General features: G+C 56.1%; 16 protein-coding genes. 7 read left to right on the forward strand and 9 right to left on the reverse strand.

Annotated elements, in window-relative coordinates:
* Positions 1-732: 732 nt before the first annotated feature.
* Genes MED193_RS21295 through MED193_RS21315 form a run of 5 tightly spaced genes read right to left on the reverse strand, consistent with a single transcriptional unit; the run spans position 733 to position 4,141 of the window.
* Positions 733-1,164 (reverse strand): c-type cytochrome, encoded by a 432-nt coding sequence (locus MED193_RS21295; RefSeq protein WP_009811854.1) that lies wholly within the window; start codon positions 1,162-1,164, stop codon positions 733-735.
* Positions 1,161-2,480 (reverse strand): multicopper oxidase family protein, encoded by a 1,320-nt coding sequence (locus MED193_RS21300; RefSeq protein ID WP_009811855.1) that lies wholly within the window; start codon positions 2,478-2,480, stop codon positions 1,161-1,163. Before MED193_RS21300 ends, MED193_RS21295 begins: the two co-directional genes overlap by 4 nt.
* 8 nt (positions 2,481-2,488) lie before the next feature.
* Complete coding sequence (locus MED193_RS21305; RefSeq protein ID WP_009811856.1) at positions 2,489-3,355, reverse strand: copper resistance D family protein; 867 nt, start codon at positions 3,353-3,355, stop codon at positions 2,489-2,491.
* 2 nt (positions 3,356-3,357) lie between these two features.
* On the reverse strand, positions 3,358-3,699 hold the full coding sequence (locus tag MED193_RS21310; protein WP_009811857.1) for a copper resistance CopC family protein: 342 nt from the start codon (positions 3,697-3,699) through the stop codon (positions 3,358-3,360).
* Positions 3,700-3,709: 10 nt separating this feature from the next.
* Positions 3,710-4,141 (reverse strand): cytochrome c, encoded by a 432-nt coding sequence (locus tag MED193_RS21315; RefSeq protein WP_009811858.1) that lies wholly within the window; start codon positions 4,139-4,141, stop codon positions 3,710-3,712.
* Positions 4,142-5,598: 1,457 nt separating this feature from the next.
* On the opposite strand from MED193_RS21315, the gene MED193_RS21325 reads away from it, so the two are divergent.
* Entirely contained in the window at positions 5,599-7,458 is a 1,860-nt protein-coding gene (locus MED193_RS21325; protein WP_009811860.1) for an amidohydrolase, read from the forward strand.
* Positions 7,459-8,261: 803 nt separating this feature from the next.
* Here the strand turns inward: MED193_RS21325 and MED193_RS21330 are convergent.
* The 3 genes from MED193_RS21330 to MED193_RS21340 all read right to left on the reverse strand — a co-directional run bounded on the left by MED193_RS21330 (position 8,262) and on the right by MED193_RS21340 (position 13,059).
* Positions 8,262-10,823, reverse strand: coding sequence for a TRAP transporter fused permease subunit (locus MED193_RS21330; protein ID WP_009811861.1), 2,562 nt, complete (start codon positions 10,821-10,823; stop codon positions 8,262-8,264).
* Between the two features lie 92 nt (positions 10,824-10,915).
* Positions 10,916-11,908, reverse strand: a complete 993-nt coding sequence (locus tag MED193_RS21335) for a TAXI family TRAP transporter solute-binding subunit (protein WP_039966535.1) — start codon at positions 11,906-11,908, stop codon at positions 10,916-10,918.
* Positions 11,909-12,057: 149 nt separating this feature from the next.
* Positions 12,058-13,059 (reverse strand): LysR family transcriptional regulator, encoded by a 1,002-nt coding sequence (locus tag MED193_RS21340; protein WP_217626358.1) that lies wholly within the window; start codon positions 13,057-13,059, stop codon positions 12,058-12,060.
* A gap of 41 nt (positions 13,060-13,100) precedes the next feature.
* Here MED193_RS21340 and MED193_RS21345 point away from each other — a divergent pair, with 41 nt between their 5' ends.
* The 4 genes from MED193_RS21345 to MED193_RS23360 all read left to right on the forward strand — a co-directional run bounded on the left by MED193_RS21345 (position 13,101) and on the right by MED193_RS23360 (position 17,696).
* Positions 13,101-14,174 (forward strand): tartrate dehydrogenase, encoded by a 1,074-nt coding sequence (locus tag MED193_RS21345; protein ID WP_009811864.1) that lies wholly within the window; start codon positions 13,101-13,103, stop codon positions 14,172-14,174.
* A gap of 1,717 nt (positions 14,175-15,891) precedes the next feature.
* Positions 15,892-17,052, forward strand: coding sequence for an iron-containing alcohol dehydrogenase (locus tag MED193_RS21350; RefSeq protein ID WP_009811865.1), 1,161 nt, complete (start codon positions 15,892-15,894; stop codon positions 17,050-17,052).
* Positions 17,052-17,498 carry a thioesterase family protein gene (locus MED193_RS21355; RefSeq protein ID WP_009811866.1) on the forward strand — a complete coding sequence of 149 codons (447 nt, stop codon included), beginning with the start codon at positions 17,052-17,054 and terminating at the stop codon, positions 17,496-17,498. Before MED193_RS21350 ends, MED193_RS21355 begins: the two co-directional genes overlap by 1 nt.
* A gap of 69 nt (positions 17,499-17,567) precedes the next feature.
* On the forward strand, positions 17,568-17,696 hold the full coding sequence (locus MED193_RS23360) for a hypothetical protein (protein WP_302621673.1): 129 nt from the start codon (positions 17,568-17,570) through the stop codon (positions 17,694-17,696).
* Positions 17,697-18,131: 435 nt separating this feature from the next.
* Here the strand turns inward: MED193_RS23360 and MED193_RS21365 are convergent, their stop codons facing one another.
* Positions 18,132-18,797 (reverse strand): hypothetical protein, encoded by a 666-nt coding sequence (locus MED193_RS21365; RefSeq protein ID WP_039966537.1) that lies wholly within the window; start codon positions 18,795-18,797, stop codon positions 18,132-18,134.
* Positions 18,798-18,909: 112 nt separating this feature from the next.
* On the opposite strand from MED193_RS21365, the gene MED193_RS21370 reads away from it, so the two are divergent.
* Complete coding sequence (locus MED193_RS21370) at positions 18,910-19,713, forward strand: hypothetical protein (RefSeq protein ID WP_009811870.1); 804 nt, start codon at positions 18,910-18,912, stop codon at positions 19,711-19,713.
* 18 nt (positions 19,714-19,731) lie between these two features.
* Positions 19,732-21,150 carry a VWA domain-containing protein gene (locus tag MED193_RS21375; RefSeq protein ID WP_009811871.1) on the forward strand — a complete coding sequence of 473 codons (1,419 nt, stop codon included), beginning with the start codon at positions 19,732-19,734 and terminating at the stop codon, positions 21,148-21,150.
* Positions 21,151-21,152: the final 2 nt, after the last annotated feature.

A 21,152-nucleotide genomic window follows, 5' to 3' on the forward strand; every position in this document is an offset into this window, starting at 1 on the left:
CGGACACTAGCCGCGTGTGCAGCATCCGTCAAAATCGGGCTCGTAGCTGCCATTCTCCGCTCCGTAGCAAACGAAGGTACCCCAGCCGTGTTTCAAAATCAGTTCCGAGTTCGAAACACGGCTGGGGCATGTCGATTTTGTTCAAATCGTTGTCATGAAACACATAATCCCATTCTAGGAACTGAGCCGCTTCAGTCAGCGCTAGTTCCGAGTTCGGAACTGCACATAATGACCACTATCGGACTCTAGGCGACCGTAAGTGCTTATTTTTAGGGGCTGTGGTGGGGGAGGGGAGTTTGAAAGGCGAAGTGTCTGCAAATTGCCTTGGTGCCCTGTATGGGCCATTCTGGCCGGGTTCGAAAGACAAAACGTCCGGGGCCTTCAAACCCTTTTGAACCCTATTAAAAGCCCATTTTTTCAAGGCTTCATCCGGCATCATCGGGGGTCTTCCGGTTACTGCAATATCAAGTGTCTCCTAACAGTCAGGTCATCGGGTGGCAGCTCCCAGCCCAAAGCGGACAAGGAGCTGCAAACAATATTGGTGAAAGCAGACCTTCGCCAAGGTTTGCAAACTCGATTGATGTTTTGGGGCAGAGTGCCAGCCCACTAGGTCATTTCCACGACGGCTCTTCGCTCATCGCATCAATGGGTGGCTTTGCTCTTTGCTACCTGCTTTCGGAGGAGGCGATGACATGCCCATCTGGTCATGACGGCGAAGAACCAAGTACTCCCCTAATCGTGCGGGAGATTGCGATCAGCTTGCATAACCTGAACACGGTCTGGCCAGGTTGATTGGATGTAAGCCAAAATGTCCCAGATTTCGTCATCAGTGAGCACGTTTCCAAATCCCGGCATGCCGCTGGCAAAACCTATGACGCCACGCGCCGCCAGCGCCTCTTCGCCACCAAGCCGGGTGTATTCGAAAAGAAGCTGGTTGTCGTGGTGCCAGGTGTGACCAGACGCATCATGGGGCGGTGCGGGTAGGACTCCGTTTGCATCAGGGGTGCGCCAGTCGGGTTGCCCTTCGAGGTTTGCGCCGTGGCAAGAAGCACATTCTTGGGCGTAGAGGGTTTGACCATTGATCAAGTCTCGGTCATCCAGTTCGTGACCGGCAGTTGCACCGGTCGCGAAGCTGGAAACAGCAAAGATCAAAGCGTGCTTCATACAACCTCCACCCATGTCTTCATACCTGCTGCCTGGTGGCCAAGCATGTGACAGTGCAATAACCATTTTCCGGGGTTGTCGAATACGCAAACGATGTCGCGGGTCTCGCCTGGTTCGACAAGTGTAGTGTCCCGGAAAGCGCCAAGACTGTCGTCGCCCCCGACCTCAAAGAAATGGTGCCCATGCAGATGGATGCCATGCGCGAAACGGGTGTCATTCACCAGACGAATGCGCGCTGTTTGTCCGTTCTCAAAACTGTGGAATGGTGTGTCCTTGAGGCCGGGTTGGCCGTTTAGCGTCCAGATTTCCCCTCCCATCATACCCTGCATCATACGGCGGCTCATGGCCCCACCTTCCATGGTGAGGGTCAGGGAAACGGCGTTACCCATATCTGGGCGCACGGCCTTGTTGGGGGGTAACGTGGGAATGTCCGTTGGTTGCCGCCTTGTGTTCTTGCCCTCAACTTGGATTTCGCCCAACAGGTAAGGGGCGTCTCGTGTTGGGAAGAAAATGCTCACTGAGATAGTTGAAACTACATCGACAATGATGTCGGCGCGTTGGGCCGGTGCTAGGACAAGGCCGGATAGCTCTTGTGGGCTGACAAGTGGCATGCCGTCCAACGCGACCACTTTGCCTTCTATGCCTTCAAGCTCGACGGGAAAAATTCGATCCGTCGCGACGTTGATCAGCCGCAAACGCAGGCGATCACCGAAACGGACCGGCGTGTTCGGATCGACAAGTGCACGGGCAAAATTTCCAAGCCGTCCCTGATGCGCCTGATCGTGCATGTTCTCGAAATCATCCGCGAGTGCGCCGCTTTCGGTCATGCGCCAGTCGTCAATTATAACAACCAGGTCGTGATCCACATCGGGCGGTGTCGGTTCTTCAACGATCAGCGCACCGTATAGGCCTTTGGCAACCTGTTCCCAGGATCGGTTATGTGAGTGATACCAGAATGTTCCTGCATCAGGCGCCCGAAAGCGGTATCCAAACTCACCGCCTTTTTCGACCACATCTTGGGTCATTCCCGGCACACCATCCATTGCATTGTCGATGCGCAAACCGTGCCAATGCACTGCCGATCCTTCATCAATCTGGTTCAGGAACCGGATGTCAAAGACGTCGCCCTGGCGGGCGCGAAGTACTGGACCGGGAGTGCTGCCGTTGAAACCAAGCATCGGGGTTGCTGGTTCCCCTTGGGGTAGGACTTGAGCATTGACTGGCTGTGCAATCAACTCAACGGGTGCTGATGCAAGCGCGATGCGCGGAACCAATGCCGCTGCGCTTGTTGTGATCAGGAAGTCTCGCCTGTTCATGAGATACCTCAATTCGGAAGGGTCAAAACGGTGGTGAGCGTTGCGGTTGCCGCCATGACAACCAGAATGGCCACTGTTTCGGTTTCTATGGAACGGGCCAAATGGCGCGCAGCTTTAGCGTCTCCGGCTTGCATCGCGGGAACGAAGCGGAGTTTATTTGCAGCCGCCAGCGTCAGGACCGCGCCGACAAGTAGCAGCTTGATCAGAAGGGCTTGGCCATAGCCAGTCGTTGTCAATGCTCGCAGGTCGCCCAACAACATCCAGGCCATTAGCCCCCCCGCCAAGATCAGGGCCGGAACGATCACAGAAGCGGCTTGCCCAAATCGGTGTCCCAATGTGGCTGCCCTAGCCAAATGCTCGGACCGCCGCGACAGGGCGTGCAGTGGTCCCAAGATACCAACCCAGATGGCAATCCCCAGAAGGTGCAGGAGCAAGAGTAGGCGGACACCAGTAACCTCCAATCCGGGGACATGCCCGATTTGGGTAAAGGACCACAGGGCAATCAATCCTCCGGCAAGCGCGATCCATTGGCCAACACGAGGGATGAAAAGCCCAAGAATGATCAAAACCGTCCCTGAGATCCGATAGACCAGCGCGTCGCCAACTGGTGTTTGCCACAACAGGCCGAGCATTTCTGGATCGGTCATCCCATCGGCTCCGCCCGTTAGGGCGGCTCCACGGAGCATGAAAGCAAGGACTGCAGCGGCAAGCGCGCCCCCCGCCAATAGGGTTGCCTGTAGACGGATCCTATCACTGAGAGGCGATACCAAATCGCCAAAGACGGCCCGAATGATCACAAGCCCAACGGATCCCAATACGCCGATGTAAAGTACCAGCTTGGCAAGGATTGCGGCGATTTCCCAAATGTCCGGCATGCTCAGTCCACCGTGAACATGAAATCGCCCTGCATGGCATGCCCGTCCTTCCCCAAGCCCCGCCATTCAATGCGATAGGAGCCTGCCCCTATGCCTTCAAGCGGGAGCGTGAACACCTGCCCAAAGCTGGTTTGCTCGCCAAGATCAAGCCTGACGGTAGGATGGTCCTCATAGGTCATAACTACCCGTGTCAGACGGATGTCGGCAGCGAAGTCGAAACTGATGTTGTTGGGAACTTCCGCAATTACCGCGCCATTGTCAGGTGTCGTGCGGTCCACACGAGAATGTGCTAAGGCACTGGTGGCAAGGGCTGAGAGCAGTGCAAGTATAGCAAGTCGTTTCATTCTGTATTCCTCAGTTGATTCCGTTGGCGCGCTGAATTTCGCGGAGGTAGGCGATGACCATGGCGACATCGCCACGGGTCAGGCCCCCAACCGGCGGCATGTCCCCGAACCGCCAGTGATGGCTTCTGACACCCATCGCGACCGCGCGTTGAAAGGATTCGTCTGCATGGTGACTGGGTTCATAGATAACATGGATCAACGGCGGTCCTACGCCCTCAATGCCAACCGCATTGCTGCCGTGACATGCGGCACAAGCGCTTTCAAATATACCCTGTCCGATAACGGCATTTCCTTCAATCTGCGGCATCTGAATTTCGACTAAGGCACTGACTTCGGGCGGTGCCAACTGCGATACGTGTTGGGTGGGTTCGGGGCGTAGCAAGCTGTAAGCAGCAGTGCCCGCGACGGCGCATGCGCCGATCAGAAGGTATTTATGGTTCATGTATTGGTCCAAACTTTGAAAGACAGGATCAGGCCGCAAACTCGTAGCGGCACATCGGAACGCGCTCACAGGCGTGAACAGCGTCGAAAACCTGTTTCAAGAGTTAGGTGGCCTCTCCGGGCTTCCCGGTTCTTCAAGCGCCGAGAGACTTGAAACCTGCCATGCCAAAACAATCTCAGACCTTTCAAAGATTACTTTGAAAGGTTGCACAGTGAGCGCGAGAGCATTGCACAGGAATGGGTTGCATTCATCATGTGCCATCGCGTCCGATCCAGGCGGAACACTCGTGGCAATTCTTCCTTGAGCGTGATCAAGCTGGCTCTCTTCCACAGTCATGTTCATGTGGGTCTCGCAATGCCCGCCAAAACAGTTTTTTGACATTGCATGCGCAGTGGTTCCTAGTCCAGTCATCAGGAATAGAAAAACAACGAGTAGCGTCGTGGATATGTTGCAAAGGCACTTCACAAGGCGAGGCTATCTCAAACCAAAACTCATTTCAATGCGAGCCAAGGTCCATGATACGCGTTGAGCCAGGAGGCTTGGCAGCGAGAAATCTAACTGATTGCACAGATGAATGTCCGCATTGGGAGAGCGTTTGAGTTTTGCAAAGGTCGCAATCTGCGCATAGCCGCCGTTCGCCGCTCCAGCGTACCAAACCGGGACTGAGGCAGTAGGTCAAGGTCGGCAGAGCGGACTTTGCTGCCATTAAGGAGAAATTGCACGTAGTTTTGTTACCGTACCTCTTGCGACTATTCTGCTGCCTTCGTGGCAATTAAAATTGGTGCCAACGGACAGCCGACTTTGATGGTAATCAACCATGTCTCTAACTAGTATGTGCATGTAGGCGTTGTATGTGCCGTTCAAAGGTACACCTTTGGGGATCGGTACGCCATCTTCATTCAAAAAATTAGGGTAGATCATATAGATGTTCGCAGACAAGTTCCGCCTAGGCTCTAGCGGATTGTCTTCAGCATAGCCAAAATCCCAACGGATGTAATTGTGAGGCGGCACCGTTCGCCCGCCCTCTTCAACCCTGAGTATTGTGATTTCGGCCTCAAAGTCGGGCTCGGCTGAATATAGATCTATCATGGACACTAGGATTGCATTCTGGATCGTCGTCCACAACATACAACGACAGTTTCTATGGGCTCAAAGCTGTCTTGCGGCGGTGCAGCAGCACACCTGCAGCGAAATCACGTGTGATCCCTGGTGGGCGATGACTGGTGCCAGCCCAAAACGGACACACGGCCCTAGATGCGAATTTGCGAAAGCCGACCTTCACCGCGCATGTCGAAAATGGGTAGACGCTGGAAACAGTTACCATACGGAATAGGGTCGACCTCACCTTTAGACTGCCATTTTTGGAGTTTATTAAAAGTCTCCTATATGCCAGCTTTAGTCACGTTGGCGGTCAACTTTGTGCCCGTGTTCTTTTGCAAATTTTTAGGGAATACATAATGAAACATGAACTCTATGGTTGTCCGTGTTGCAGTGGCACATTTGGTGGACTCTTTTCCGTTAACAACACTGTACGTAATCTGAAAGAGGAAGCCGCCAGCGAGAACGGATGGTCTTGCAACTGGGGGATCGACTGGGCGCGCCTTGGCCGACGGGACTTTCTCAAATCTGGCGCGGCCCTTGCCGGGCTGTCGACGCTATTGCCAAACGGGGGCCAAGCGCAGTCAGCAGCATCGACGCAGGCCACCACAGTCTTCACCAACGGCAATATCCTCACGGTAGACGACGATTTTTCGGAAGCCGACGCGATTGCTTTGCGCGGAAACCGGATTTTGGCTGTTGGGAGTGATGGTGAGGTCCGCGCCGTGGCCGGTGCGGATGCCGACATAATCGATCTGGGTGGCAAGACAGTGCTGCCAGGGTTTATCGACGCACATACTCACGTTGTGTCTGGTTCGGTGGTGGATGCCATTATGGAATACGTTGGCATGGCCCGCTATTCCACGGTCGCTGAAGTGCTCGATCATATTGCGCAGCGGGTGGCAGAAACACCTGCAGGCGACTGGCTGGTGTTTCGCAATTTTGACCCTGCCGTGCAGGAAGGGGCTGACGCTCTGACTTTCGCGGATCTTGACCCAATTTCAACCGAGCACCCGATTTTTGTCCTGAACGCCTCCGGCCATCTGGCCTATGCCAATTCCAAGGCCTTTGAAGTCTCTGGCGTGACCAATGATGTCGAAGATCCCCCAGGAGGAGAGTTCGTGCGGGACGCAGATGGCAAGCTGACCGGTACGATGAAGAACAACGTCGCGTTTTTGAAGATCGCGGAAAACTACCCGGCGATGGCGGAGGTGAACCCGGTTGAGGGTCTGCTTGGGCTGTTGGACAAGTGGGCGAAATTTGGCCTGACAACAGTTTCTGAGCTTAGCCTTGGTGCATTGGCACAGTCCCCTGCAGACGTCCAGGTCATGGCCGCCGCGGCACAATCTGGGCGCCTGAACGCGCGCATTCGGGCCTATCCGTTCTATACCATCGGGGCGGAGGCTTGGGACGAAGCCAAGGTCATGCAAGGCGATGGCAATGCCCTTGCGCGTATTGCAGGCTATAAGCTCGTCGCCGATGGCTCCAACCAAGGCTTTACCGGCCTGCAGCGCGAACCCTACCTGGACAGCGACAGTCGCGGCTTGGCATATATGCAGCCTGACCAACTGACCGCCGCCGCACTAGAGAGGGCCAGTAAGGGCTGGCACTTGGCAATCCATGGCAATGGCGATGCAGCGATCGACAATATTCTCGACACCTGCGAGGCGCTACGTGAGGCTGGGATCGACATGTCTCGCGTCCGCCCAAGGATCGAACATTGTTCGATCCTTCATGACGAACAGATCGCGCGGATGAAGGATCTCGGTGTCTCTGCCAGCTTCCTGATCGGCCACGTTCATTTCTGGGGCATCGCCATGCGTGACGAGGTTTTTGGCGAAGAAAAAGCACAGCTTCTCGACCGCTGCCGCAGTGTCGACGAAGCAGGTGTTGGCTTCACATTGCACTCGGACTTTATGGTGACTGATCCGGACCCCTTGCATATGATCGAGATGGCAGTGACCCGGCGCACCTGGAAAGAACCAGACTATATTCTTGCGCCTCAAGAAACGATTTCAGTAGAAACTGCCATTCGCGCCATGACTTCGGAAGCCGCGTGGCAGCTTTTCTCTGATCACGAAGTTGGCAGTTTGGAACCCGGAAAACTGGCGGATATGGTAATCCTCGATCAGGATCCACGTGACGTTGACCCAAATGAGATCAAGGCGATCAATGTTCTTGAAACCTGGATGGACGGACGTCAAGTTTTTCAGGCTTGAACACTTCAATTTGCGGTGCTCGGCAACGGTATGAGGCCTGCTCAAGGGGGGGGCAACGGTGATGTTTCTGTGGCGCCCCCAAGCGGCTTTTACCGCACAGGACATGAACGGCTGCTGTCGGCAAATGGCCGACACTTTGCCAACTCCGCTTTCTGCGCTTAGCTGACGTAGCAGGGGGCTGCGTGGCTGGCGCCGATCCGTACAGGTTGCGGATGACTGCTGTCAGCCCGAAGCGGACACGACTTGTGCATCCTCAGCACCAGAGCGTTCCCGAAGTGAGGGCGGAAACCGGTCCTTCGTTGCAAGTGCGTTGGCACAGAGCCCATCTGACGAAAGCAGCCGTTCAATTAAAGTTCAAATCCAAAATTCTGCAAAAGATCTAATGGCCGCTGCGAACGCAAACCTACCAATGCGATGTCCCGAATATTTGACCGCAGCGCTTATAAGGCCGGTGGTGGCATGCGGTGGGCCGTATTCGGCTACGCTGCCTTGACTTGGTTCCTTTGACGCACAATTGGCAAGATTTCCCTATGCAACGACGTCAGTTGATAGACGCGGTATCGCCAGTTTTTCCTATCGGCTTGGGATGTATGAATTTCGGAGGGTTTTATGGACCATCTTCGGAATCCCAAGCGTGGGAACCCGTTCGGCCAAACACCTGGAAGATTGCGTGGAGGGGGCTCGTATCACTCGGACAGAGGACATGAAGGCGGAGATCGATCGCCGTTTGCCTGTCGGCTGGGCACATGGCGACCGATACTCGAAGGTCCTATGGAGCGGGCCTGAAGGCTACTGCTGATGCGTTAGTCGGCGCCTCTCACGGGAATTGGCGCATCGGGATTTGGCTGGAAAAGGCGCTGCACGAACCACGTCGCCACCGCGATCCCGACGCCGATAAGGTCAGTCAAAAGCCCGCCCGATATCAGGAACAATGCAGCGACAATCAGCAGACCGCGGATGAACCATGCCGAGCGTGCCCCGACGAACCACCCCTGAACACCGCTGGACAGGAAGAACACCCCGATGATGGCGGTTGCCCCTGCACGGAGGATGTCCAGCGTGGAGCCTTCCATCAAGAGTGCCGAATTGTAGAAGAACATAAACGGCACAACGAATGCAGCGATCCCGATTTTGAACGAGGCCACCGAAGTTTCCATAGGGTTGGCACCAGATATCCCTGCCGCGGCATAACTTGCCAGCGCAACGGGTGGGGTAATTGCCGAGAGAACCGCAAAATAGAACACGAAGAAATGTGCGGTGAGTTGCGGGATTCCCAGTTGCACAAGGCCCGGCGCGACGACGCTCGCAGCGACTGCATAAGCAGCGGTTGTTGGCATGCCCATGCCAAGGAGGATCGCGATACACATCGCGAAGAACAGCGCCAGAAGCTGCGATGCCGCAGCCAAGTCGAGGAGCACAGCCGAGAACCGCGCGCCAACACCGGTGAGGCTGATGACGCCCACGATGATCCCTGCGCAAGCGCAGACCGCGATAATCTGGATCGACATAACGCCCGCGAGCTCGAACGCCTTCAGGATCGCGCGCAGCCCCATGCGGTTGGGTGTCAGCCAGCTGACGACGGCCGCCGCAACAGTGGCGAGCGTCCCCGCGCGGATAACGGAGTAACCCAGAAAGAGCGCATAGATCAGAATGACGATCGGGATGAACAGATAGATCTGGCGGACCATCTTGTTGAACTTGGGAAGCTCGTCCTCGCGCATGCCGCGCATACCGAGTTTCGCAGCCTCGAAATCCACCATGAGGTAGACCGAAACGAAGTAAAGCACCGCAGGGATGATCGCTGCGATCGCAATCTCCTGATAAGGGATCCCCGTGATTTCCGCCATGATGAACGCACCGGCGCCCATGATTGGCGGCATGATCTGCCCGCCTGTCGAGGCCGCTGCTTCGACCGCACCAGCGGTTTTCTTGTGATACCCCACCTTCTTCATCAGCGGGATGGTCAGCGATCCAGTCGCCACAACGTTGCCTGCCGAAGTGCCATTGATCATGCCCATGAGGCCAGAGGCGAAAATGGCAACTTTCGCAGGGCCACCTCGCGCGCGCCCCGCCGCAGCAAAGGCGAAGTTGACGAAGTAGTCGCCTACCTTGGAGGCCTGCAGGAACGCGGCGAAGATAATGAACAGGATGATGTAGGTGGAGGACACCGCTGTTGTCGGCCCCAGAATACCGGCGTCAGAGTAGACGTGGCCGAAGAAACGCTGCCAGCTATAGGCGTTTTCTACCGCAAGAATGCCGGGCAGCAGGTGCGCCGTGAAGGTGTAAATCAGGAAAACACTTGTAATGATCACGAGCGCGAGACCAGCCACGCGGCGGGTCAATTCCATGATGAGGGTAGCGCCTGCCGTGGCGGCAAAGGCAACTCCAATCGGCACTTCTGCCGTACCAACCGAATTGCGCGCGGCGGTGGAGTAGACCGTAACCAGATAGAATGCGACGACGAGACCGCAAAGCGCCAAGACAATATCGGACATTGCAAAACGATCTCGTGCCACGCGATCGACCCCCCCGATAACAATCGCTGCGAACGTTGCCACCAAAAGCGGTACACCAAATTGCCAGATCTCAGCTTCGAAGATGCCTGTATAGCCTGGGAATGCCGCGAGGCGCTCGCTGCCTTCAGGCAAAGACATCCAGATCACACGTCCACCAACCTCGGCGGCTTCACCGGAGGCGAGGAAATTGGCGAATCCCAAGACGGTAAAAGCAGACCAGGCAACAGGGATGAGCAATGCCGCAGAGATCATCTGCAACCCGCTCCCACGGGCGGCAAAGCCAGCACCAAACTGACTGGAGGCAAAAAGCAAAAACCCGAGCGCTAGAGCGCCACCAATGTGGAGAATCCGGAAATTCCAGGTCTCCAGCGGGAATTGCGGCAAGAACCACAGCCGCTCGGACCACGTTGTGCGCACGCTGCGCGCCTCACGTGTCAGGGCTGCTGCTTGGACCCGTGCGGCATCCAAGGCCGCCACGCTGGCAGCAATTTCGTCCGCGTTATCTGCCGTTGCCATCGTTTCGTCGGCAAGAGCCTTTAGGCGACGCACGGAATTGCCTTCAAATGCTTGCCCGGCGGGGCCAAGCGTCGCGCGCAAATCGGAGAACGCCCCATCAGCAGCGGCGTCGGCGCGTTCGGCTTGAATAGTTGTTGGCAGAGCAATCAGGTTGGACAATGACACACCATTCAAGGCGATCATGTGCAGTGCCGCGTAAAGTGCGGCAATCGCCGCAATGATGACGAAGCCACGGCCTTGGAACAGTCGGCGGTTTCCTTCGATAGGCTCTTCGTCCACCCCGTCCGCGATCAGGTGATCGTCATTGATTGACGTATTTTCTTGCACCATCATTTTATCCCCAGATTGCCTGCTTGCGTGAAAAATATCCGCGCCCTCGTCAGGCGCGGATACGTTTGTCTTGTCCTGCTACATAAGCAGAGAACTTAGCCGCCGTGGACCATATCTGCAGGGATGTCTGCGCCAGCGTTCTCCATGAACCATTTTGCAGCACCGGGGTGCCACTTCATCGCGGAGTTGCGGTCCCAGAACTCGGGCAGTGTCGAACGCGCCGCCTTGTGTGTAGAAACCATGCGGTCATGGTCAGACATAACCGCGTTTACGACTTCAAAGACGAAGCTTTCTGGCAGATCGCAGTTTGCAATAGCGAAGTTCCACATCGACACGGAGCGCGCAGGCGCCTCGAGAGTTTGGTAGGTGTCGGCTGCGATGTCGAACTGCGCCACCGGGAAAGCCGCGGTGATTTTCGCTTGCTCGCCTTCGGTGAACTCGATGATGTTCACATCGGTTTGGACTTCAAGCTGCGACACGGCAGGCACCGGAACACCGGCGGCAAAGGCGATTACGTCGAGCAGACCGTCCTGCAACTGACCGCCCAGGTCGGACCAGCCACCGTTGCGGCGTTCGAAATCAACACCCAGCTCTTCCATCATGCGCGGGAAGTAGGTGTCGGATGTCGAGCCAGCGGGGCCAAAGCCGATCTTTGCACCGGCGGGAATGTCCTCAACGCTTTCAATACCGGACGACGACAGCGCAGTAATCGAGAACGGCGTCTGATACATCGGGAACATTGCGCAGGCGTTGGTCATCTGAAGACCGGGCGCAATGGGGTTGTTTCCGGCGATAGATTCGGCCGCAGGACCCATTGTTGTCATGCCGAATGCCAGATCACCCGCATGAACGAGCGACATATTCTGCATAGGCCCACCGGTCACTTCCGCGCCGCCCGAAACACCTGTGGCTTCAGAGACAATACCACCCCAACCGGAGCCGTAGCCGAAATATGTGCCGCCCTGCGAGCCGGTCCCGATGGTGAAGCTTTCAGGCCATTCGGTGCGGTCTTGTGCCGAGGCGCCTCCCGCGACGGCCACGGTCAGGGTCATCGCGATTGTTGCGCATGTTAGACGATTAAAACTCATGTCTTTCCTCCCAATTTCCGAATGTAGGGCGCAAGATAGGCCTTGGACCGCACAATTCGAGTTATTAGAGGAACTGTAATACGCCAAATTTGCTCGCGACCAGCGTCTTGAGCGATCTGTGATTATACAAATTAATGATACAACCAGCGTCAGGCTGTCTTCGAAAGCTCCGGCAAATTGTCTTGCAAGACTTTCAGAAAGGCATCTCTGGCATCGTGTCTGGTTTCCTTGAGCCAGACAGCTGTTAGCGCAAGGCTCCGTTTTGCATTATCTGTCGGCCCCTCTAGTTCGACAAAATTCACACCGCCAACCGCCAGCCGCGACGCCCACTTGGGGACAATTGCGAGCCCGAGCCCGGTGCTGACAAGACTGACAATCGTCTGCTTTTCTTCCGCGACCTGAGCGATGCGCGCAGTGTAGCCCGCCTCCAGAAACAGTTTGATAGTCAGATCGTGGCTGTGAGGGCGTGAACCGCGATCAGGCACAATCAACGGCTGATCCGCAAGGTCATCAATGGTCACCGTCTCGCGCATCGCGAGAGGGTGGTTCTCGGGCATTGCGACCACGGCAGTTTCCGAAAACATCGGCAGAAATTCCAACTGGGTGTCGGGACTTTCGGGGGGGCGCACAATTGCGATGTCGAGGCGTCCTGACAACAGCCTGGGCAAAAGACGAATGGTCTTTTGCTCCAGAAGCTCCACATCGATCTCGGGATAGTCTTCACGAACCTTCGGGAGCAATTGCGGCATCAGCCCCGCAGCGGCGCTGTCAATTGCACCGATTCGCAAAAGCCTTGATTTTCCATGCGTGCCTTCGCGAAAAATGCGCTCCATCTGATCGGCGCGTTCCACCAAATCGCGGGCCTCGGCAACAAACTCTCGTCCCGCATCTGTCAACGCCACATGTCGTGTTGTTCTGACAAGGAGTTGCCCTCCGAGCCTTTCTTCAAGCAACTTTATGTGTCTTCCGAATGACGCAGGAAGCATACCAAGTTTCTGGGCCGCACGGCCGAAATGCTGTGTCTCGGCGACGGCGATCAGACAACGCAGTTGGCGCAATTCCATTGGGGCCTCATTATATGAAATTTTTATATGATATGGCCACGATTGCTTATGGTCAGTCAACCAAAGATACACTTCCGGGAAACGCACCGCTCACAGGGGCAACCGTCAACGCGTTCAGAGGGTAGAAAATGAATACATATAAAATCGCTGCAATTCCCGCAGATGGCATTGGACCGGAAGTCATTGCCGCAGGTATCCAGGCCCTTGAAGCGCTTGCCAAGCGCGATGGCAGCTTCCAGCTTGAGTTTACGCACTTTGACTGGGGATCCGAACGTTACAAGCGCGAGGGAGCGTTGATGCCCGAAGATGGCACCGAAACGCTCAAAGCTTTCGACGCGATCTTTTTCGGCGCGGTTGGCGCACCCGATGTTCCAGATCACCTGACGCTATGGGGACTGCGTTTGCCGATTTGTCAGGGCTTTGATCAATACGCAAACGTGCGCCCCACACGCATTCTGCCCGGCATTCAGGCACCCCTCGCGGATGTCGGGCCTGACGATCTTGATTGGGTGATCGTTCGTGAGAATTCTGAAGGCGAGTATGCCGGGATGGGCGGTCGCGCGCATCGGGGGCTACCCGAAGAAGTGGGCACGGAGGTCGCACTCTTCACCCGCGTCGGCGTGACACGCATCATGCGATACGCCTTCAAGCTGGCCCAATCTCGCCCGCGAAAGCTTCTCACAGTGGTGACCAAGTCAAATGCTCAGCGCCATGGCATGGTCATGTGGGACGAGATAGCAGCAGAGGTTGCGAAAGATTTCCCCGACGTGAAGTGGGATAAGATGCTGGTGGACGCAATGACCGTGCGGATGGTGAAATCGCCGCAAAGCCTGGACACCATCGTCGCAACGAACCTGCATGCTGACATCTTGTCTGATCTTGCAGGGGCGCTTGCCGGTTCGCTGGGCGTAGCTCCGACCGCCAACATTGATCCAGAGCGGCGTTATCCGTCTATGTTTGAACCGATCCATGGATCGGCTTTCGACATCACCGGGAAAGGCATTGCCAATCCAGTTGCAACATTCTGGACTGCGGCGCAGATGCTTGAACATATCGGCGAGGCCAATGCCGCGCGGCGGCTGATGCGGGCCGTCGAGAAGGTATGTGCGGACGGGGTAATGACCCCTGATGTTGGCGGCGACGCGAATACTCAAGACGTCACGGATGCTGTTTGCGATGCAATCAGGGGGGACAACATTTAGATCGGCTTCCGCTGGAAAATGACGGGCTAAGCGCTATTCTCAGGCGTGCTGAAGTGCTTAGCTCGACGCAGCCCGCTCAATTCAGTGTCGTACCCAACCCGCTCTGTACGAGCCGCATCAAAGCTGCGCCGCAACACAGCCAGACAAGCCGTCTGTTGAGCTTTCGGCACTCTGCATATCGAATATCCATAGTTCAGCGTAACCCAACGTAGTGTCAGTTGGTCCTAAAGGCCGTCTCGTCCGTAGTACTTACCGGGCCGACTGGCTGCAGCGAAAGTCCGGTTTGGCGCTCCGTGGTGCAGCAATCGAAGCGCCTATCGAACGGCAGCTCTGGGCCGTTTGCTACACTTTGCAAAGATCGCTATCTGCATGACGAGGCGCTTTCTCATCATAACAGTGCATCGGAGATGTGATTCTGAACAATATTGGACTTCCCGGCTTTCTGCTTTTGACACTCATTTTGGCAGTGTTCGTGGCGGCGTTGGTGAGACGTCGTAGCCCAGATACGCCGCGCGGCTCCGTGGTATGGCTATTAGTATGGGCCGTTATCTTCTTCCCCTTCGCAATCATTTACGCATTGATGCGACGCTGGAGTGACCCACAAGAGTTGAATTAACAGCGAGACCAAGACGGGCGGATATTCTCCCTTTAATTTCCTCGGCCTTTTCGTGGTCGGGTTTTTGGTACGATATGCTGGAAGCGCGCGATGTCGCAGTTTCGCGCCTTTGTCTGCTCTGTACCGCATAGCCGTCTCTCCCTCTCGAATTCTCGCTGCAAACGTCACCAATGACCGGTTTTCATGCGGTTGCGCAGCGCTTTCAGACTGTGTGGCGAGATAGATTTTCGGCCTTTGCAAAGGTCGCTATCCGCGCATTGCTGCCATTCACTGTGGAACCGCGTGATGTGGCTGGCCTGAGATGGATTCCTGAATCAGTTCCGAGTTCGAAACGCGGATGTGGTATGCCGAATTTTCTCAACTGGTTGTCATGAAACGCATAATCCAATTCTCGGAACTGAACCGCCTTTCCGTGCGCTGGTTCCGAGTTTGGGACTTAACATAAGTGCCATGATCGGACTCGAAATGATCGCAAGCCCTTGTTTTTAAGTGATGAAATGGGGGAGTGAAAGGCGAAGTGTCCGAAAACCGCCTTGATGCCCTGTATGGGCCATTCGTGCCGGGTTCGAAAGACAAAGCCTATTCGCCTTAAATCCCCAGTTGAACAGCGCTGAAAGCCCTTTTTTACATAGCTCTATCCGGCCTCTTCCGGTTGCTGCACTAACAAGTGTCCCCTAACAGGGACACCTCCCATTGCAGCAACTTTTTTGCACTTTTGGCCAATGCCCGTCAGCATCGGCCTTTTGAACGAGATTTAAGGGGGCGTTTAATCGCTGGTCAGTTCAGCCGCCCCTTCCCAGCCGGAGCAGAGTGCTCGCGACTTGGTGGGGCATTGTTAAGTCTTTCAAGAAAGGAGTTCGTAGCAGATCGCAAAAAATACATTCAGGGTGAGGTTTGGAAGGGCCGGAATTCAGGTGACGGTACGTAACCCGCTCGTGTTGCGATACCTAGCTATTGTGGAGATCGGCTTTCCTCCTAAAACTGTCTGACAGTGGATAACAGCCCCAAAAATTCCGCGTAGGGGATCGGGCAAGATCACACGGTACAAACTGTGTGGTATCGACAAGATCGAGGCGTGACACAGCATTCAAGGACACCGAAATGACACCTTTCATTTTCAATACCACCAAATCTTTGATCTTCGAAACTGGCGCTTCATCTCGCCTTGCTGAGGTGGCAGGTCACACGCTGGGCAAATCGGTCTTGCTGGTAACAGATCCGGGTCTTCGCCAACTGGGGCTTGCAGATCCTGCCATCGCTTCACTCGAAGCCGCCGGACACAGCGTTGTCGTTTTTGACAAAGTGGAGGCTGATCCATCTCGTGAAACGTTGATGCGGGCGGTGGAGGCCGGACGCGGGGCCGGGGCGACGGGTGTCCTGGGATTCGGCGGCGGCTCATCGCTGGATGTGGCGAAAATTGTGGCGCTGTTGCTGGGGTCGAATGAGGATCTGGACGCGGCCTGGGGGGTCGCGCAGGCCAAGGGACCACGCCTGCCTTTGGTTCTGGTCCCAACCACCGCCGGAACAGGTTCCGAGGTTACACCAGTCTCGATCATCACGGTGGGGGCCGAGGAAAAGCGGGGGGTCTCTTCCCCTGTAATCCTACCGGATATCGCCGTTCTGGATGCAGACCTGACTGTGGGTCTGCCGGCCCATATTACAGCGGCGACCGGCGTCGACGCGATGGTGCATGCGATCGAAGCCTATGCTTCAAAGTCGGCGAACAACAATCCGCTGTCTAAAATGCTAGCGCGCGAAGCGTTGCGCCTTCTAGGCGCCAACATCGAAACTGCGGTATTCAATGGTCAGGACAAAGACGCGCGTGGGGCGATGTTGCTGGGGTCCATGCTGGCGGGGCAGGCCTTTGCCAATTCGCCCGTAGCTGCGGTACACGCGCTGGCCTATCCCATCGGCGGCACCTTCCACATCCCGCACGGGTTGTCGAATGCGCTGGTTCTGCCGCATGTGTTGCGCTTTAACGCACCCGAAGCCCATATGCTCTATGCCGAGATCGCCGCAGATGCCTTTCCACAAATTTCAGAGCTCGAAGGCAGCCAAGCCCGCTGTGCCGCCTTTATTGACGCGCTGGCAGATTTGTCCAAACATCTGGGCATGAAAACCCGCTTGCGAGACGTGAATATCCCCAAAGATGCCATCGCCAAAATGGCATCGGATTCAATGGTTCAACAGCGTCTCCTGGTCAACAACCCGCGTGTGGTCACCGAAAGGGATGCCTACAACATCTACGAGGCGGCCTGGTGATGGGAGGTACGGCACCGATCACCACACGCGCGGACTATCTGGATTTCTATCCGCTGCAAACCCGCTGGATGGACAATGACGCCTATGGCCATATGAACAATGTGGTGCATTACTCTCTCTTTGACACCGCAGTAAATGGATGGCTAATCGAGCGGGGCCTATTGGACCCGCGCACTTCCGAAACCTATGGGTTGGTGGTTGAAAGCGGCTGCAAGTACCATGCCGAAATGGGATTTCCTGACAAGGTAACAGCCGGCCTACGGGTTGCCCGGCTGGGCTCAAGCTCGATCAAATACGAAGTCGCCTTGTTCCGAAATGATGAGAACACGGCCACGGCTGAGGGCTTTTTTATCCATGTCTATGTCAATCGCGAAACCCACCGTCCGTCCCCAATAGAAGACGAGCGCCGCGTCGCGTTTCAAAGCCTGATGAGAATGAACACCTGACGCGACATCAATCCATTCGACCCTTTTGGGCGTGCTAAGGCGTTGAATGAAGGGCCAGAAATGGCTGCGATGTCTGCATTTCGAACCTTCGATTATCCGTTCACGCTGCACAACAGGTTCAAGGGCTGCTTTGGTGACCGGCATCGCGGTGTTCTGCCGCTGAGCGAACGTATGGTAAAGCTTGTTGTGGCGCACTGAAAGGATCGCGATGAAGTTGCCCAATCTAATACTTCGGCGCCCGGTATTGCGATTGTCTGGTCCAAACACCGTTGCGCTGCGCCCTCTAGACCCGACGTTGGCTATAGGATCAAGTGATGAAAATAGTTAGGGCAACAGGGCGCACAATTGGTCTCATGAGTTATCGTTGCTCACGCAGTGCATCAAGCAATTCCGGCCAGTGACTAAACGGCAGGCTGTGCCCCGCGTTTTTTACGATGGTCAGATTGGAGCCCATTTCTTTTGCGAAGCTTTGCGCAGGGGAAAGCGGGACAATCCGGTCGGCCTCGCCGTGCAGAAATCGTATCGGTGCGCTTCCGGGTCTGGCAGCATCTCCCCAATCTGAGGCAATCAGACGACAATCATTAATGAAACTGTCATTCCCGGACGCCACATGAAAGAAATGTCCTTGCCACATTAGATCCAGCACTTCGCGGTCGCGACAAGCCTCCAGGTCAGCGGGGGCATCGCGAAAGACGGTTTCGGCAAAAGCGTCCGGGCCATCTTTGCGCAGTTTCCGGTCTCCAAGAATGGCCAAGTAACGCAGCAATGGCACGGATGTTCGGGCCGGTCAGCCAGAACTTGAGCGCTGGTGACACAGACCACACGGCTGAGATGAAGCAGATCCTGCAGACCAGCGGTTTCGGTTTTAGCGATCATAGCTTTGATCTGCTGCCGGATGGTTTCAACCGACCGAGACCGCAATGAAGCGGTTTCCTGCGGACTGTGCCCTTCCACCAGAAGCCCAAGCACCGCATTCTCCGACCGGGTCAGACCATAGAGCGCCCGCATCGCATCCGCCGCCCGCTCATGCCAGGGTATATCAACCCCAAAACAGAGTAGCACCTCGGTCTTTGCACATTTTTCGCAGCGCAGCAGCAGAGGTTTGCCGCAATCCTGACGTATCAGTCGAAGCACCGGTGCATAGCTGCTTTCGCCACGCAAAAAACGGCGGATTGCCCCGATTTCATCTACAGCCAGCTCCAGAAGCTCCGGAAAGCCGCTGCTGTCTACGGCGGTCGCATAAACCGACCCGATCAGCGACGTGATGTCGTCCTGTTGTTCCGTCGTTCCTTTGGTCACCGCTGTAAACCCCACTCAGAGCTTATAACCAAAACTGGTCATGAGCCGTATGAGCAAAGCGGTTAGGCATGTCGAAAGACGCCAAAACAGGCCGAAAGGAAACAAACGTCTCATGCAGTATTTCACCGTCATCAGCGCTGGACTGGTGGTATTTCCAGCGGCGCTTTTTGCAGCCGACTGTGTCCCGGCGACCGTCCATTTCCCCAAAAATGGCCCGGTCGAGTATCTTGTGCCGGACGCAGACGAAGCCGCGTTGCGGCAACGTGAGCATGGCCCAGCTCTCGGTGCGGATCACGTCTTGGTCGTTTACGATGGCGACGGCTACTGGGGGGGCGACAACGATCTCGATGCGGTTCAGGTGGTGCTGGGGACCGGCGCAGACAGCTTTGTCTATGAAGGGCCAGATCATTGCGCCCCGAAGGATCTGCCCCTGAATACCGAGCTGTTCCAGCCCGAAGATATGCAAACGCCGTCCGGATCGGAGCTTCAGCCCCTATCCGGCCTCTGGAAGTTGGAGGTCACGCGGGTCACTTTCGAAGGCTTTCCTGAAATGATCGCGCAGAGCCCCCCGGCCAATGCGGTGGCCCTACCAGCTGAAGCAAACACGCCACAGCGCCTGACCTTCGCAAACCCGTTTCATCCTTCACAGTTGGAGATGAACCAATATGCATCCAACTGGACCGCTACGGGAGAAAACCGCTGGGAAACCAACGCGATGGAGCATGTCTTCGCTCAGTCGCCCGCTTATGGGGGTAAACGATCTTACCTTCTGTGGACGTTAACTGTCCGTGACGAGGGGCGGATATCTCTTCGGTCCAAATTGCATGTTGTGATGCCGCCTGAAGCCGTGGCTGTGTTCAAAACCGATCATTGCGCGGCAATTTCCACTGGCAACTGGATCCGCGTGGGGGACTAAGAGATCCGTTATTGATTGATGACGACCGTGCTGCTGGCCGGGATGGCAGCGCCTTTGGCTGCGCAAGACCTCAGCCGTAGCACTTTGGTACTGGATGCATCCGGCTCGATGTGGGGGCAGGTCGATGGCGTGGCCAAAATCACCATTGCCCAGACCGTGATTCAGCAATTGCTGGAAACCCTGCCCGCCACTCAGGAACAGGGGTTGATGGCCTATGGTCACCGGCGCAAGGGCGATTGCAGCGACATAGAGCAGCTGATCGCACCTGCCGCAGATACGCGTGATGCGATAGCGGCTGCAGTGGCCAAAATTAGCCCCAAAGGTAAGACACCGATTTCCGCAGCAGTGAGGCAAGCGGCCGATGCCCTGCGCCATAGCGAAGAAAAAGCCACCGTTATTCCTATTTCCGACGGGGAAGAAACCTGCGGTCTTGATCCCTGCGCCGTTGGGGCGGATTTGGAGGCCAGTGGTGTAGATTTCACATTGCATGCCATCGGTTTTGGCATTGCAGACGACACAGCACGGGCGCAGTTGCAGTGTCTGGCCGAAAACACTGGTGGTGTGTATCGCGATGCTGCGGATGCTGCGAGCCTTTCGGCGGCACTGAGCCAGGTTACTGCGTCGCCTGCAGAACATGAGATTGAACCAGCTGCGGCGATGGTCTCTGGGCCTGCCACCGCACAGGCTGGCCGTGTGATCGACATCCCTTGGCAAGGCCCCGCAGAAGAGGGCGATTGGGTCAGCACCATGGCCCCTGACGCTGAGGATTTTGCGTCGCGCATCGGTATTGGACACGGCAATCCCGCGCCGATGCCGACCCCGTCGCAGGAAGGCAGCCATGACATCGTCTACGTGCGTTATGAAACAGGGGAAGTTCTGGCCCGGCAACCGATTGAAGTCACCCCGATGCGCGCCTCGGTCAGCGCTCCGGCCACCGGGGTCACCGGCGGCTCGGTGATGGTGAACTGGCAGGGACGCGGCACGGAAACGGATTTCATCGGCATTGCCCCAAAAGCAGAGGGGTTTGCGACCACCAGTTTCTATTTCGAAACCAAGGGGCCAGATCGGCAGGCGCTGCGTCTGCCGTCGCAGCCTGGCGACTATGAAATTGTCTATATTGCCACCACGGACCCTTGGGAGGTTCTGGATCGCACAGAAATCACCCTGTCGGACCCGGATCTGAAGCTGAAGGCACAACCAACTGTCCCTTGTGAAGAAGATTTTGCAGTGCTGTGGACAGGCATTGCGCCCAATCCGGCCGATTATATTGCCCTGGCCAAACCGGGCGAACCGCGACCGCATGTGATCACCTATGCCCATACCGACAGCCAGCTTGTCCGGCTCACAGCACCGGCAGAACCGGGTCAGTATGAGCTGCGGTATTTCTATGCCGAAGGCGACCGTATCGTCGCCACGCGATCCATCACCGTTGAATAGGG

The sequence above is a fragment of the Roseobacter sp. MED193 genome (assembly GCF_000152965.1).
Taxonomy (GTDB): domain Bacteria; phylum Pseudomonadota; class Alphaproteobacteria; order Rhodobacterales; family Rhodobacteraceae; genus Pseudophaeobacter.

Coding starts and splice junctions, on each gene's coding strand:
- MED193_RS21295 (WP_009811854.1), bottom strand. CDS start 1,164: ATGAAGCACGCTTTGATCTTTGCTGTTTCCAGCTTCGCGACCGGTGCA.
- MED193_RS21300 (WP_009811855.1), bottom strand. CDS start 2,480: ATGAACAGGCGAGACTTCCTGATCACAACAAGCGCAGCGGCATTGGTT.
- MED193_RS21305 (WP_009811856.1), bottom strand. CDS start 3,355: ATGCCGGACATTTGGGAAATCGCCGCAATCCTTGCCAAGCTGGTACTT.
- MED193_RS21310 (WP_009811857.1), bottom strand. CDS start 3,699: ATGAAACGACTTGCTATACTTGCACTGCTCTCAGCCCTTGCCACCAGT.
- MED193_RS21315 (WP_009811858.1), bottom strand. CDS start 4,141: ATGAACCATAAATACCTTCTGATCGGCGCATGCGCCGTCGCGGGCACT.
- MED193_RS21325 (WP_009811860.1), top strand. CDS start 5,599: ATGAAACATGAACTCTATGGTTGTCCGTGTTGCAGTGGCACATTTGGT.
- MED193_RS21330 (WP_009811861.1), bottom strand. CDS start 10,823: ATGATGGTGCAAGAAAATACGTCAATCAATGACGATCACCTGATCGCG.
- MED193_RS21335 (WP_039966535.1), bottom strand. CDS start 11,908: ATGAGTTTTAATCGTCTAACATGCGCAACAATCGCGATGACCCTGACC.
- MED193_RS21345 (WP_009811864.1), top strand. CDS start 13,101: ATGAATACATATAAAATCGCTGCAATTCCCGCAGATGGCATTGGACCG.
- MED193_RS21350 (WP_009811865.1), top strand. CDS start 15,892: ATGACACCTTTCATTTTCAATACCACCAAATCTTTGATCTTCGAAACT.
- MED193_RS21355 (WP_009811866.1), top strand. CDS start 17,052: ATGGGAGGTACGGCACCGATCACCACACGCGCGGACTATCTGGATTTC.
- MED193_RS23360 (WP_302621673.1), top strand. CDS start 17,568: ATGTCTGCATTTCGAACCTTCGATTATCCGTTCACGCTGCACAACAGG.
- MED193_RS21370 (WP_009811870.1), top strand. CDS start 18,910: ATGCAGTATTTCACCGTCATCAGCGCTGGACTGGTGGTATTTCCAGCG.
- MED193_RS21375 (WP_009811871.1), top strand. CDS start 19,732: ATGACGACCGTGCTGCTGGCCGGGATGGCAGCGCCTTTGGCTGCGCAA.